Annotated in this window: 15 protein-coding genes; 1 reads left to right on the top strand and 14 read right to left on the bottom strand. The window is 65.9% G+C overall.

The genetic code is table 11. The features are described 5' to 3' along the window. Positions 1–145: 145 nt before the first annotated feature. Genes gspK through gspG form a run of 5 tightly spaced genes read right to left on the bottom strand, consistent with a single transcriptional unit; the run spans position 146 to position 3,199 of the window. Positions 146–1,165: a type II secretion system minor pseudopilin GspK gene (gene gspK / locus EV672_RS14245; RefSeq protein ID WP_133610355.1), complete on the bottom strand. Its 1,020-nt coding sequence runs from the start codon at positions 1,163–1,165 to the stop codon at positions 146–148. After that, the gene (locus EV672_RS14240) at positions 1,162–1,890 is read right to left on the bottom strand and encodes a PulJ/GspJ family protein (protein ID WP_133610353.1); all 729 of its coding nucleotides are present in this window, start codon (positions 1,888–1,890) and stop codon (positions 1,162–1,164) included. The genes gspK and EV672_RS14240 overlap by 4 nt, the downstream gene beginning before the upstream one ends. A gap of 9 nt (positions 1,891–1,899) precedes the next feature. Continuing rightward, complete coding sequence (gspI, locus tag EV672_RS14235; RefSeq protein ID WP_279536199.1) at positions 1,900–2,256, bottom strand: type II secretion system minor pseudopilin GspI; 357 nt, start codon at positions 2,254–2,256, stop codon at positions 1,900–1,902. Further along, positions 2,253–2,744, bottom strand: coding sequence for a pilus assembly FimT family protein (locus EV672_RS14230; protein ID WP_243738701.1), 492 nt, complete (start codon positions 2,742–2,744; stop codon positions 2,253–2,255). Before EV672_RS14230 ends, gspI begins: the two co-directional genes overlap by 4 nt. Beyond that, a complete protein-coding gene (gene gspG, locus EV672_RS14225; protein ID WP_133610349.1) occupies positions 2,741–3,199 on the bottom strand; it encodes a type II secretion system major pseudopilin GspG in 459 nt (152 codons plus the stop codon). Before gspG ends, EV672_RS14230 begins: the two co-directional genes overlap by 4 nt. Positions 3,200–3,350: 151 nt before the next feature. On the opposite strand from gspG, the gene EV672_RS14220 reads away from it, so the two are divergent. Beyond that, a complete protein-coding gene (locus EV672_RS14220) occupies positions 3,351–3,986 on the top strand; it encodes a hypothetical protein (protein WP_133610348.1) in 636 nt (211 codons plus the stop codon). A gap of 25 nt (positions 3,987–4,011) precedes the next feature. Here the strand turns inward: EV672_RS14220 and ilvA are convergent, their stop codons facing one another. The 9 genes from ilvA to atpE all read right to left on the bottom strand — a co-directional run bounded on the left by ilvA (position 4,012) and on the right by atpE (position 13,037). Beyond that, positions 4,012–5,643, bottom strand: a complete 1,632-nt coding sequence (gene ilvA / locus EV672_RS14215) for a threonine ammonia-lyase, biosynthetic (RefSeq protein ID WP_133610346.1) — start codon at positions 5,641–5,643, stop codon at positions 4,012–4,014. A 38-nt stretch (positions 5,644–5,681) separates the two neighbouring features. Then, positions 5,682–6,875 carry an oxygenase MpaB family protein gene (locus tag EV672_RS14210; RefSeq protein ID WP_133610344.1) on the bottom strand — a complete coding sequence of 398 codons (1,194 nt, stop codon included), beginning with the start codon at positions 6,873–6,875 and terminating at the stop codon, positions 5,682–5,684. A 376-nt stretch (positions 6,876–7,251) separates the two neighbouring features. Beyond that, on the bottom strand, positions 7,252–7,668 hold the full coding sequence (locus EV672_RS14205) for a F0F1 ATP synthase subunit epsilon (RefSeq protein WP_133610342.1): 417 nt from the start codon (positions 7,666–7,668) through the stop codon (positions 7,252–7,254). A 69-nt stretch (positions 7,669–7,737) separates the two neighbouring features. Continuing rightward, positions 7,738–9,153: a F0F1 ATP synthase subunit beta gene (gene atpD, locus EV672_RS14200; RefSeq protein ID WP_133610340.1), complete on the bottom strand. Its 1,416-nt coding sequence runs from the start codon at positions 9,151–9,153 to the stop codon at positions 7,738–7,740. A 31-nt stretch (positions 9,154–9,184) separates the two neighbouring features. Further along, complete coding sequence (atpG, locus tag EV672_RS14195; protein WP_133610338.1) at positions 9,185–10,051, bottom strand: F0F1 ATP synthase subunit gamma; 867 nt, start codon at positions 10,049–10,051, stop codon at positions 9,185–9,187. 14 nt (positions 10,052–10,065) lie between these two features. Next, the gene (gene atpA / locus EV672_RS14190; protein ID WP_133610336.1) at positions 10,066–11,619 is read right to left on the bottom strand and encodes a F0F1 ATP synthase subunit alpha; all 1,554 of its coding nucleotides are present in this window, start codon (positions 11,617–11,619) and stop codon (positions 10,066–10,068) included. Between the two features lie 106 nt (positions 11,620–11,725). Further along, entirely contained in the window at positions 11,726–12,259 is a 534-nt protein-coding gene (locus EV672_RS14185; RefSeq protein ID WP_133610335.1) for a F0F1 ATP synthase subunit delta, read from the bottom strand. A 2-nt stretch (positions 12,260–12,261) separates the two neighbouring features. After that, positions 12,262–12,732, bottom strand: a complete 471-nt coding sequence (locus EV672_RS14180) for a F0F1 ATP synthase subunit B (RefSeq protein WP_133610332.1) — start codon at positions 12,730–12,732, stop codon at positions 12,262–12,264. Between the two features lie 47 nt (positions 12,733–12,779). Next, positions 12,780–13,037 carry a F0F1 ATP synthase subunit C gene (gene atpE, locus EV672_RS14175; RefSeq protein WP_133610330.1) on the bottom strand — a complete coding sequence of 86 codons (258 nt, stop codon included), beginning with the start codon at positions 13,035–13,037 and terminating at the stop codon, positions 12,780–12,782. Between the last annotated feature and the right edge of the window lie 33 nt (positions 13,038–13,070).

Raw genomic sequence — 13,070 nt, 5'->3', positions numbered from 1 at the left:
GGGTGGCGGAACAAAAACACAAAGAAGGCGCAAAGCCGCACAAATGGCTCGTGCCACAAGCTTAGGCGCTTGGGCATTGTAGGAGCGCTGAAATAGCGGTCTTTTAAGGATTGATACCGTCTTGGCACATGGCGCCACACGGATCTCATGGGTTGGGGGGCTGATCTGCGCCACGCTCGACCCCGGAGAAGCGCGACTGGTTGCGCACGGTCACATCGTCGCCCGTGCGCTGCACCAGGTGACGCTGCTCGATGATGTTGTCTTCCAGGCGCAGGCGGCCGCGCACCTCGAACCAATCGCTCTTGACGTTCAGGCGGCCCATGTCCCAATTGCCCGCCCCCAGCGTGGCGCGCGCATCGTCGGTCGTTTTGAAGGCGGCGCGCTGGCGGGTTTGCACCACGCGGGCAGCGCGGGCCAGGTCCAGGTTGGGCACCACCGCGGCAATCACCTCTTTCGGCGCCGTGTTGACGTTGACCTGCGTGCCCTCGGGCAGCAGGGTCAGGTAGGGGCGCAGGCGCTCCAGGGTGGCGGCGTCGATGCCCAGCCAGGTCACCTGGTCGAAGGTCTGCGGCATCAGCGGCGCGGTCTGGCGGGCCGAATCGCCGCCCAGCTTTTCCAGGAAAATGGCGTTGTCGGACTGCACCGACACGGCGGCCAGCACGGCACGCCGCAGCGACTGCGCCAGGCCATCGCCCAAAGCGGGCGGCAGACCGGCGTTCTCGCACAGGCGCTTGAGCACCGTCAGCTCCTCCGGCACGACGTCGCCATCGGCCGAGACCACGTTGCGCAAGTTGTAGCGCGAGGTGACGTCATCGACCTTGCCCGACAAGAAAGCATCGGGCGCGTCCTCGGCGGCGGTGTTGTTGCTGTCAGACGCGAGGAAGGTGGACAGGCGGGCCTCGGCCAGCGGGATGGCCCAGGGCTCGCCGAGGTGATCGGGGCCGCCATTGCGGGCGTCTTCGCGCAGGATGAGCCGCGCCCAGTCCAGCGCACCGCTCAGCACCCAGGTGGCCTGGGCCCGCACGCGCTCGGCGCCTTCGACCTGCACCGCGCGCCACTGCTGCCAGACCATCGACGAGGCGATCGTGGCCACCAGGGTCACGATGACCATGGCCATGAGCAGGGCGGCGCCGCGCTGGGGGTGCAAGGGTGCTTGTTGCTTCATGGCTGAGGCGACAACATCATGTCGCGCGTGACGATGCCGGCCATGCCGCTGCCCTCGCCCAGCGTCAGCTGGGAACGCACGGCCTGCGGCAGCTGCTCGCGGTTGGCCAGCGCGGCCACGGCGCCCTCTCCGGAGGTGGCGCCGGTTGTACCGCTGGTGGTGCCGCCAGTCGTGCTGCCGCCCGAGCCCCCAGCGCCCGACGCCGCTGACGCCGTGGGCACCCGCACCACATTGCCCGTGGACTGGCAATTGCTCAAGCTGCCATTGCGGAAGCAGAACACCTGCCACTGGTCCACGCCATTGAGCGCCACCAGGGTGCCCACCTCGCGGCCCTGCAACTGGTTGGAGTTGCGCCAGTAGGCCTGCAAATCGCCCACGCGGGAGGTTTCGGGGCTGGCCCAGCGCAGCAGGCGGCGTTCACGCACCGTCCACACCACCACCTGCACGCCGGCCGAGGTGCGGCGCGTCAGGCGCAGGTTGGCGCCGTCGAACTGCATGCCCATGACAATCTGGGTGTCGATCACCTGCGACAAATCGGCATCGAGTTGCGTCATCACCGACTGCACACGCAGCGTCTGCTTCAGGCTGCCATCGGCGACCTGGCGGGCCGTGCTGATGGCGTCGATGCCTTTCGAGGCTGTCGCGGCCAGCACCGACAAAATCAGCAACGCCACCAGCACCTCGATGAGGGTGAAGCCGCGTTGGGTGAAAGGGGTGTGCGCCATGCTGGACCGTCAGAACCGCGACAGCACGGTCGAAAGCTTGACGATGGGCTGCTGCGCCTCGTCCATCACCACCGCATCGACCCGACGGAAGTTCACATTGGGCGTGGGCCGCACCACCATCTGGCCCGGCAACTGGCGGCCCATTTGCTGGCAGGTGAAATCGCTGTCGCCCACCGGCGGGTAGATCTTGCCCAGCTTGAGCGCGGTGAGCTGGTTCTCTGCGCACCACTGCGCCGAGGTCAGGTCGGTCATGCGCTGCGCGTTGACCGTCAGGCCACCGGCCGCCTTGAGGCCCGCTGTCAGCGTGATGGCCACGATGGCCAGCGCCACCAGCACCTCGATGAGGGTCATGCCGCGCGCCGTCATGGCCGCGCCCCCGCGGCTGCGCCATTGCCAGCGGGCTCACCCGTGGTGACTTCGAAAGGCGCCAGGCCGTCGGTGCCGATGATGATTTGCTTGCCTTCCAGGCGCAGGATGATGCTTTGCGCGCCGATCACGGGCTCGGGCCCCAGCACGATGCTGCGACCGCCGACGACCTCTGCGCGGACCTCGCGCTCCATCCAGCGCACCGGCGGCATCAAGGCCGGCGGCAGGCCGAGGAACTGGAAATCGGCCTCGTCGCCTTTGGACTGCGGCACCCACAACACCGTCAACGCGCCCGAGCGCGCCTGCGTGCGGGCCGACTCGATCAGCGCGATCAGCCGGGCGGCCTCGCGCTCCAGGCGGGTCGTCGAGGTGTCGGGGATGGCGAAGCTGACCACCGCCGTGGTGATGGCGATCATGGCCACCACGACCATCAACTCCAGCAGGGTGAAGCCACGCTGCCGGACGGCGTCACGGCCAGACAGGGTCACTGCCAGGAACCGATGTCGGCGTCCCGACCTTCGCCGCCGCTCTGGCCGTCTGCGCCAAAGCTGAACACATCGACCGCGCCCTTCACACCCGGGCTCACATACTGATATGGCTTGCCCCAGGGGTCCATGGGCAGCTTCTCGAGGTAGGGCTTCCAGTTGTTGGGGATCGGCGTTGCGGTGGGCTTGCTCACCAGGGCCTGCAGGCCTTGCTCGCCCGTCGGGTAGCGCTGGTTGTCCAGGCGATACAGCTTGAGCGCCTGCGTCAGGTTGCTGATGTCGGTTTTCGCGGCGGTCACGCGGGCGTCGTCGGCGCGGTCCAGCACGTTGGGCACGATCAGTGCGGCCAGCAAGCCGATGATGACCAGCACCACCATCAGTTCGATCAGGGTGAAGCCGCGCTGTGCGGCCTGCGCCGCCTGGCGGGCCCAGCGCGGAGAATGTGCAAACGTCTTCATGTTCCAGTCCAAGGTGTGAGTCAGCGCCCGGCATGACCAAGGCCGCCAGCATGCCCGAGCGGGCCGCCGCGACGACGGGGGATGAACCCGGGGTTCACCGGTCATCTTCTCGATGCACCATGCGCCTGGCAACCATCATAATGTCCACATCATGGCATCACGTCTCTTTGCACTCCTCGTTTGGGCCGCCGTGGCCGCCAGCCTGGCCTTCTGGGGCCTGCGCTGGATCGCCCGTCCCGCGGGTGTGCCCTACAACGCCTCGTCGGTCACGCTGGATGGCGGCGCGCACGGCGACAGCCGCCGCCTGCTGACCGGCCCCGCGACGGCCACCCCGGGCGCCCCGGTGGTGGACATGGGCGCGGCGGCCACACTGTCGGCGCGCCTCAAGCTGCTGGGTGTGATCGCTCCCCGCAGCGGCACAGACCAGGGCGTGGCCCTGCTGTCCATCGACGGCAAACCAGCGCGTGCGGTGCGCGTCGGCGGCGTGATCGATGGCGAGATGACGCTGCTGGCCATCCACCAGCGCGGCGCCCAGATCGGCCCAGGCCAAGGGCCCGTGCTGGTGTCGCTGGACCTCCCGCCGCTGCCTCCCCCCAGCACAGGCTCGCTGGCCCCGCCCACAGGCGTGGTCAACGGCAGCACGCCCATGCCCTTGTCAGGTGGCGCCGGCGGCCCGATGGCAGGCCAGGCAGGTCTGGGCGGGCAAACGAGTGGCCAAATGCCTGCGCGCATGGCGCCGCCTCACGAGGCCGCCAGCGGTGCGCTCGCAGCGCCTGAAGGCGCCTGAGCCGCACACCAGCGACCCTTGTGTTTCAGCGCAGGAACAACTGATACACAGGGTTGCGCGTCTCGTCCACGTACACATAGCCCAGCTTGTCCAGCACCTTGGGGATGCGCTTGGCCTCGTTCTCAGGCACCTGCAAGCCCACCAGGATGCGGCCATAGTCGGCGCCCTGGTTGCGGTAGTGGAAGAGGCTGATGTTCCAGCCCGGCGGCAAGCTGGTCAGGAAGCCCATCAGCGCGCCGGGGCGCTCCGGGAAGATGAAGCTGTAGAGCCGCTCGCCTGCGGCCAGGGGTGATCTCCCGCCGACCATGTGGCGAATGTGCGTCTTCGCCAGCTCGTCGTGGGTCAAATCCACCGTGGCGAAGCCCTCGGCCTTGAAGGCCTTGGCGATCTGCCTGGACTCGCCCTTCTCTTTCGTGCTCAGGCCCACGAACACGTGGGCGCGCTTTTCGTCGGAGATGCGGTAGTTGAACTCGGTGACGCTGCGCGGGCCCACCGTCTCGCAGAAGCGCTTGAACGAGCCGCGCTCCTCGGGGATGGTCACGGCCAGCAAGGCCTCGCGCTCCTCGCCCACCTCCGCGCGCTCGGCGACAAAGCGCAAGCGGTCGAAGTTCATGTTCGCGCCGCAGTTGATGGCGATGTAGGTCTTGCCCTGGCCGCCATGGCGCTCGGCGTACTGCTTGAGCGCGGCCACACCGAGTGCGCCTGCGGGCTCGACGATGGAGCGGGTGTCTTGGTAGATGTCCTTGATGGCGGCACACACCGCGTCCGTGTTGACGGTGACGATGTCATCGACCAGCTCGCGCGTCAGGCGCAGCGTCTCTTCGCCCACCAGCTTGACCGCCGTGCCATCGGAGAACAAGCCGACGTCGGACAGCGTCACGCGCTCGCCCGCCTTCACCGAACGCACCATGGCGTCGGAGTCGCTCATTTGCACGCCGATGACCTTCACCTCCGGGCGCACGGCCTTCACATAGGCCGCCACACCGCTGATGAGCCCGCCGCCGCCAATGGCCACGAAGATGGCATCGATCGGGCCGGCGTGCTGGCGCAGGATCTCCATGGCCACCGTGCCCTGGCCGGCGATGACGTCCGGATCGTCGAAAGGATGCACGAAGGTCATGCCCTTCTTGCGCTCCAGCTCCTTGGCGTGCAGGGCCGCGTCGGAGTAGCTCTCGCCATGCAGCACGATCTGGACATGGTCCCCGCCGAAATGCCGCACCGCGTCGATCTTGACCTGCGGCGTGGTGGTCGGCATGACGATGGTGGCCTGGCAGCCCAGGCGCTTGGCGCCCAGGGCCACGCCTTGCGCGTGGTTGCCCGCCGAGGCGCAGATCACGCCCTTGGCCAGCTGGGCTTTGCTCAGGCCCGCCATCTTGTTGTACGCACCGCGCAGCTTGAAGCTGAAGACGGGTTGCTTGTCTTCGCGCTTGAAGAAGACGTGGTGACCCAGGCGGCGCGACAGGCTGCGCGCTTCGTCCAGCGGGCTCTCGATGGCCACGTCATAGACATGGCTGGTGAGGATCTTGCGGAGGTAGTCCTGGATGCTCAGTGGGGCGGGGGGCTTGGCTGGCGCCTTGCTGGACGCTTTGACTGCTGCCTTCACAACAGCTTTTGGCTGGGCGGTTTTCTGAGGTGCGGCAGGACGCGCGGTGGACATGGACGGGGCTCCGAAGGACGGGTGCAGGGCCCGACAGTCTAGCGTTTGCGCGCCGGGGCACCCCCCGTCACCTCGGCACCGGCTTCATGCGCCAGAGGCTCGCGCACCATGTGCCGGTGGAAGCGCGTCTGCTGCCAACGCGATACCGCCCGCCAGGGCGTTTCCAGAAAGGGCAAGGCCCGCAAGGCCAGGCTGCCAGCGGCGGTGGGTGCCAGCAACATCAAGGGGTACCAGGGCGCGCGCTGCGGCAAGCCCAGGTTGCGCATGCCCTGGGCGCCGACGAACCAACTCACCAGGCTGAGGTGGCGCTCACGGTCGATGTGGCCCCTCAAGGCCTGGGCCCAGGGATACGGACGGCTCAAGGGCTCGTCCATCAGCGCTTGGGCCAGCTGCGCGCTGGTGTGATCGGCGGGCGCCTGACCCATGACGTTGCGGTAGAGCAGCACACGGCCCGTGGCTTCGTCGTCGCACATGAGCGCGTCTTCCACGCCCATGAGCCAACCGATCCACCGCCACAGGTGCATCACGGCATCCGCGTCGCTGCGGCTGATCAGCATGCCCGTCATGCGCAGGCCCAGCAGCTGCACCACGCTGAAGGCGAGGTAGGTCGCTTGCATGTCCACCTGGTTGATGGGCAAGCCCAGCCAGTTCGCGTCCCACTGGGGTGAACGCTGCAGGCGCCCTCGCACGAGCGCGTGCATGAGGCGCACCCGCAGCGTCTGCCGGTGGCCATTGGCGCCCAGGGCCATGCCGTCATCGGCCGTGCAATCCAGCCACCAGGCAGCGGTCTCGGCCACGCGCTTGTGGGCGCCACCGTGCAAGGCGCCGGTCTGCACCAGGGTCTGGTTGATGGCCGAGGCCTGGTAGCCGGCCATCAAGCCCGCGTCGCGCAACACCATCATGCCGTGCAGCCCGGTGGTTTGCAGCACCTCGGCGCCGCGGCGCACACGGGCCGCATCCAGCCATGGCGGCGTCACCGAGGTGGCCTGGAGGTAGGCGCGCAAGGCATGATCCTGCGGGTCCACGGCAGACAGGCCTTGCGCCAGCGCGGCCTCCAGCCGAGGCCAGGTGCGGTCCATGCCCTCGGCCTGCATCCAGTCGATGACGGCATCGGCCAGCGGGTCACCGCGCCAATGCGCCTGGCCCAGGGCCTGCCACTCGGCCTCACTGGGCTCCGGGTTGCCCGGGATCATCAGGCGCAAACGCGCCGCCTGCGCCCGCGAACGCACCATGTCGGCGCCATGTCGCCCCGGTGCCGGTCTTGGGCTTTGTGCGGGGCCGCCCCCCACTTCGCGCGTTGCATCCATCTCGTGATCCCCCACCGGTGCGTCGCTGGACGCGCACCGAACTGCCTGTGTATTTGTCGCGTCACCCCAGCCGCCTCGGCGGTTGCTTGCGCATGGTGGGATCATGCACCGAGGATGCGACGTGCCGAACGAGCTTGTATCTCGCTCCCCGCAATCCCGGGGCGCACGGGTGGGTGAGGTGGTGAGGTGGATGAGGTGGTGAGGTGGTGGGGGGGGGCGAAAAAAAACCCGCCAGGCTGTGGCGGGTTTTTGGCGGGCAGCGTGTCTGCCCGGACCGTTGACGCACGCGGGCGTCAGGCGATCACTTCTTGCGCAGGCGGCGGATGGCGGCCAGCTGGGCCACCAGTTCGGCCAGCTCGCTTTGGGCGGCGGCCAGGTCCAGCTCGCCCTTGGCGTTGCTGACGGCCTCTTCGGCCAGGCGCTTGGCTTCGCTGGCCTTGGCTTCGTCCAGGTCCTTGCCGCGGATGGCGGTGTCGGCCAGAACGGTCACGCAGCCAGGCTGCACTTCCAGGATGCCGCCGGCCACGAAGACAAACTCTTCTTCCTGGTTGTCGGCGCGCTGGATGCGCACGGCGCCTGGCTTGATGCGCGTGATCAGGGGGGCGTGCTTCGGCAGGATGCCGAGTTCGCCCACCTCACCCGGCAGGGACACCAGGGTGGCTTCGCCGGAGAAGATGGACTCTTCGGCAGAAACCACATCAACGTGAATGGTGGACATGGTGCTCTTTCAGTGAGAGCGACCGACCGGACGCCGCCCCGCGAAGGGCCGCGCGTCCAGCGCAGCCGCTTAGTTCAGGGCTGCCTTGGCCTTTTCGAAGGCCTCGTCGATGGTGCCGACCATGTAGAAGGCTTGCTCGGGCAGGCTGTCGCACTCGCCGTTCACAATCATCTTGAAGCCGCGGATGGTTTCCTTCAGGGGCACGTACTTGCCGGGCGAACCGGTGAAGACTTCGGCCACGTGGAAAGGCTGCGACAGGAAGCGCTGGATCTTGCGAGCGCGGGCCACCAGCAGCTTGTCTTCCGGAGCCAGTTCGTCCATGCCCAGAATGGCGATGATGTCGCGCAGTTCCTTGTAGCGCTGCAGCGTGTTTTGCACGGCGCGGGCGACTTGGTAGTGCTCTTCACCGACCACGTTCGGGTCCAGCTGACGCGAGGTCGAGTCCAGCGGGTCCACGGCGGGGTAGATGCCCAGCGAAGCGATGTCACGCGACAGCACCACGGTGGAGTCCAAGTGAGCGAAGGTCGTGGCAGGCGACGGGTCGGTCAAGTCGTCCGCAGGGACGTACACGGCCTGGATCGAGGTGATCGAACCGATCTTGGTCGAGGTGATGCGCTCTTGCAGGCGGCCCATTTCTTCGGCCAGGGTGGGCTGGTAACCCACGGCGGAAGGCATGCGACCCAGCAGGGCGGACACTTCGGTACCGGCCAGGGTGTAGCGGTAGATGTTGTCCACGAAGAACAGCACGTCCTTGCCTTCGTCACGGAAGGACTCGGCGATCGTCAGACCGGTCAGGGCCACGCGCAGGCGGTTGCCCGGCGGCTCGTTCATCTGACCATAGACCATGGCGACCTTGGACTCGCCCAGGTTCTCCAGGTTCACGACGCCGGAATCGGCCATCTCGTGATAGAAGTCGTTGCCCTCACGGGTACGCTCACCCACACCAGCGAACACCGACAGACCGCTGTGGGCCTTGGCGATGTTGTTGATGAGTTCCATCATGTTCACGGTCTTGCCCACACCGGCGCCACCGAACAGACCCACCTTGCCGCCCTTGGCGAACGGGCAGACCAGGTCGATCACCTTGATGCCGGTTTCCAGCAGCTCTTGCGAGGGCGACAGTTCGTCGTAAGCCGGAGCCTTGCGGTGGATGGGCGCGGTTTGGGCGCTGTCCACGGGGCCACGCTCGTCGATGGGCGCACCCAGCACGTCCATGATGCGGCCGAGGGTCGCGGGACCCACCGGCACGGTGATCTGGGCGTGGGTGTTATAGACCTGGTTGCCGCGGCGCAGGCCGTCGGACGAGCCCAGCGCGATGGTGCGGACGATGCCGTCACCCAGCTGCTGCTGCACTTCCAGGGTCAGGGTGGAGCCGTCCATCTTCAGGGCGTCGTACACCTTGGGCATTTGGTCGCGGGAGAATTCCACGTCCACCACGGCGCCGATGCACTGAACGATCTTGCCCACTGCTTGAGTGTTCGCCATTTTTCGTTCCTTCAATCAATCAATTCTTGAATCAAACCGCGGCCGCACCGGCAACGATCTCGGAGAGTTCCTTCGTGATCGCGGCCTGACGGGTCTTGTTGTAGACCAGCTTCAGTTCCTTGATCACGTTGCCGGCGTTGTCGGTGGCGGCCTTCATGGCCACCATGCGTGCCGACTGCTCCGACGCCATGTTCTCGGCCACGGCCTGATACACCAGCGCTTCCACGTAACGCACCATCAGGTCGTCGATGACGCCCTTGGCGTCCGGCTCGTAGATGTAGTCCCACTGGTGGGTGGCTTCACCTTGGAAGTCGGATGCCTTGAGGGGCAGCAACTGCTCGACCATGGGCTCTTGCTTCATCGTGTTGATGAACTTGGTGAAGCACAGATACACCTCGGAGACCTCACCCGCCTGGTAAGCGTCCAGCAGCACCTTGACGGGGCCGATGAGCTTTTCCAGGTGGGGCGTGTCGCCCAGACCGACCACTTGCGACACCACATTGGCACCGATGCGACCGAAGAAGCCGGTCGCCTTGTTGCCGATGGTCACCACGTCTGCCTTGATGCCTTGACCGTCCAGCTCGCGGAGCTTGTTGGTCACGGCGCGCAGCACGTTGGTGTTCAAGCCACCGCAGAGGCCCTTGTCCGTGCTGACGACGATGAAACCCACCTTCTTGCCGGCCTGGTTGGCCAGCATGAAGGGGTGGACGTACTCCGGATTCGCTTTGGCCAAGTTCGCCGCGATGTTGCGCACCTTGTCAGCGTAAGGACGGGCCGCACGCATGCGATCCTGCGCCTTGCGCATCTTCGAAGCCGCGACCATTTCCATGGCCTTGGTGATCTTCTTGGTGTTCTCGACGCTCTTGATCTTGCCGCGAATTTCCTTGCCTGCCGCCATGGCGTGCTCCTAGCTTAGGCGAAGGTTTTCTTGAACGCGACGATGGCCGATTGCATTTCGGCTTCAGCGTCCTTGTCCAGGGCCTTCGAGGATTCGATCTTGCTCAGCAGAGCGGCGTGGCTGGTCTTCAGGAACTGGTGCAGACCAGCTTCGAAAGCCAGGATCTTCTTGACATCGACGTCGTCCATGTAGCCCTTGTTCACGGCATACAGGGTGGCGCCCATCAGGGAGATCGACAGCGGCGAGTACTGAGCCTGCTTGAGCAGCTCGGTCACGCGGGCACCGCGGTCCAGCTGCTTGCGGGTGGCGGCGTCCAGGTCGGAAGCGAACTGCGCGAACGCAGCCAGCTCACGGTACTGCGCCAGGTCGGTACGGATACCGCCGGACAGGCCCTTGATGATCTTGGTCTGTGCAGCGCCACCGACGCGCGACACCGAGATACCGGCGTTGATGGCGGGGCGGATGCCAGCGTTGAACAGCGACGTTTCCAGGAAGATCTGGCCGTCGGTGATCGAGATCACGTTGGTGGGCACGAAGGCGGACACGTCACCGGCTTGCGTTTCGATGATGGGCAGTGCCGTCAGCGAACCCGTCTTGCCCTTGACTTCACCGTTGGTGAAGGCTTCGACGTAGTCGGCGTTCACACGGGCTGCACGCTCCAGCAGGCGCGAGTGGATGTAGAACACGTCGCCGGGGAAAGCTTCGCGGCCGGGAGGACGGCGCAGCAGCAGCGACACTTGGCGGTAAGCCACGGCTTGCTTGGACAGGTCGTCATAGACGATCAGGGCGTCTTCACCGCGGTCGCGGAAGTACTCGCCCATGGCGCAGCCGGAGTACGGCGAGACGAACTGCATGGCCGCCGACTCGGAGGCCGAAGCCGCCACGACGATGGTGTATTCCATGGCGCCAGCGACTTCCAGAGAGCGCACGACGTTCTTGATCGACGAAGCCTTCTGACCGATGGCGACGTAGATGCAGGTGACGCCCTGGCCCTTCTGGGCGATGATGGCGTCGATGGCCACGGCCGTCTTGCCGGTCTGGCGGTCACCGATGATCAGCTCGCGCTGACCACGGCCGACGGGCACCATCGCGTCGATCGACTTGATGCCGGTCTGCAGCGGCTGGGACACCGATTCACGGGCGATCACACCCGGGGCGATCTTCTCGATGGGAGAAGACAGCTTGGCGTTGATCGGGCCCTTGCCGTCGATGGGCTGACCCAGGGCGTTGACCACGCGGCCAATCAGCTCAGGGCCGACCGGCACTTCCAGAATGCGGCCCGTCGTCTTGACGGTATCGCCTTCGGAGATGTGCTCGTAGGCACCCAAAATCACGGCGCCGACAGAGTCGCGCTCGAGGTTCAGGGCCAGGCCGTAGGTGGGGACGCCGTTGGCGTCAGCGGGGAACTCCAACATTTCGCCCTGCATGGCATCGGACAGGCCGTGCACGCGGACGATGCCGTCGGTCACCGAAATCACGGTGCCCTGGTTGCGAATGTCGGCAGCCGCGCCGAGACCCTCGATGCGGCTCTTGATCAGTTCGGAAATTTCTGCGGGATTCAGTTGCATTGCTTTGCTCCCAGTCTGGTCAAGGGCTGCTCAAAGGCAAACCTCGTTGACAACGACCGGCGGTTGTCAGGAGTGGCATGAAAACCACCGGTAGGAATTGCGCGACTCAGGCCATCAGAGTGGCCTTCATGCGTTCGAGGCGGGCTTTGACCGAGGTGTCCAGCACCTCGTCACCCACCACGACGCGCACGCCGCCAATCAGTTCAGGATCGAGTTCGACCTTGGCTTCCAGCTTGCGGCCGAAGCGCTTTTCCAGCGGACCGAGGATGTCGGCCAACTGGGCCGCATCGACGGGGTAAGCGCTGAAAACGCGGGCTTCGGACACACCCTGCTGGGCCTGGGCCAGGGCCAGGAACTGCACGTTCATCACGGGCAGGGCCGCCAGGCGACCGTTTTCCAGGACCGTGCGCAGGAAGTTGGCCAAGAACGGGGACAGCTGGACCTTGGCCGCAGCCACCATCACGTCGAACACCTGGCCGTCAGTGACCTTGGGGTTGTCGGCGAGGAGGTGCAGTTGCGGGTCGCTGGCCACGGCGGCCAGGGCGTCGAGCTGGGTCACGAAGGACGACAACTCGGCGGCTGGCACGGCCTTGAACAGGGCTTCTGCGTAGGGGCGGGCGATGGTGGCAAGCTCAGCCATGATCACAGCTCCGATTTCAGGTGGCTCAACAGGTCGGCATGGACCTGTGCGTTCACCTCGCGGCGCAGGATCTGCTCGGCACCCTTGACGGCCAGTCCTGCCACCTGTTCGCGCAGGGCCTCGCGGGCCTGCACGACAAGTTGAGCGGACTCTGCCTTGGCATCGGCCACGATCTTGGCGGCTTCGGCGCTGGCACGCGCCTTGGCTTCCTCGACCAGCGCATTGCCACGCTTTTCGGCGTCGGCGATGCGCTTGGCGATGTCTTCACGGGACTGAGCAAGTTCCTGCTGCACGCGCTGGTTGGCGGACGCCAGTTCTGCCTTGGCCTTGTCGGCCGCAGCGAGACCGCCCGCGATCTTGGATGCGCGTTCATCGAGAGCCTTCGTGATCGGGGGCCACACGAATTTCATCGTGAAAGCCCACAGAATCAGGAAGACCACGATCTGCGCAATCAGCGTTGCGTTCAGATTCACGGCTCGGACCTTTCTCGGTTAATCAAACGTCAGTCGAGAAGGACCGATCACTTGGCCAGGTTGGCGATGAAGGGGTTCGCGAAAGCGAACAGCATGGCGATACCCACGCCGATCAGGAAGGCGGCGTCGATCAGACCGGCCAGCAGGAACATCTTGGTCTGCAGTTCGTTCATCAGCTCAGGCTGGCGAGCGGTGGCTTCGAAATACTTGCCGCCCATCAGGGAGATGCCGATACAAGCACCCAGGGCGCCCAGACCGATGATCAGACCGCAAGCCAGTGCAACGTTACCCAACACGAGTTCCATGATTACTCCTAGATAGAAAAGAAAAGAGGTTGA

Origin of the sequence: Aquabacterium commune, from assembly GCF_004362855.1 — a bacterium.
Taxonomy (GTDB): Bacteria; Pseudomonadota; Gammaproteobacteria; order Burkholderiales; family Burkholderiaceae_C; genus Aquabacterium; species Aquabacterium commune.
This window is presented reverse-complemented; position numbering and strand designations above follow the sequence as displayed.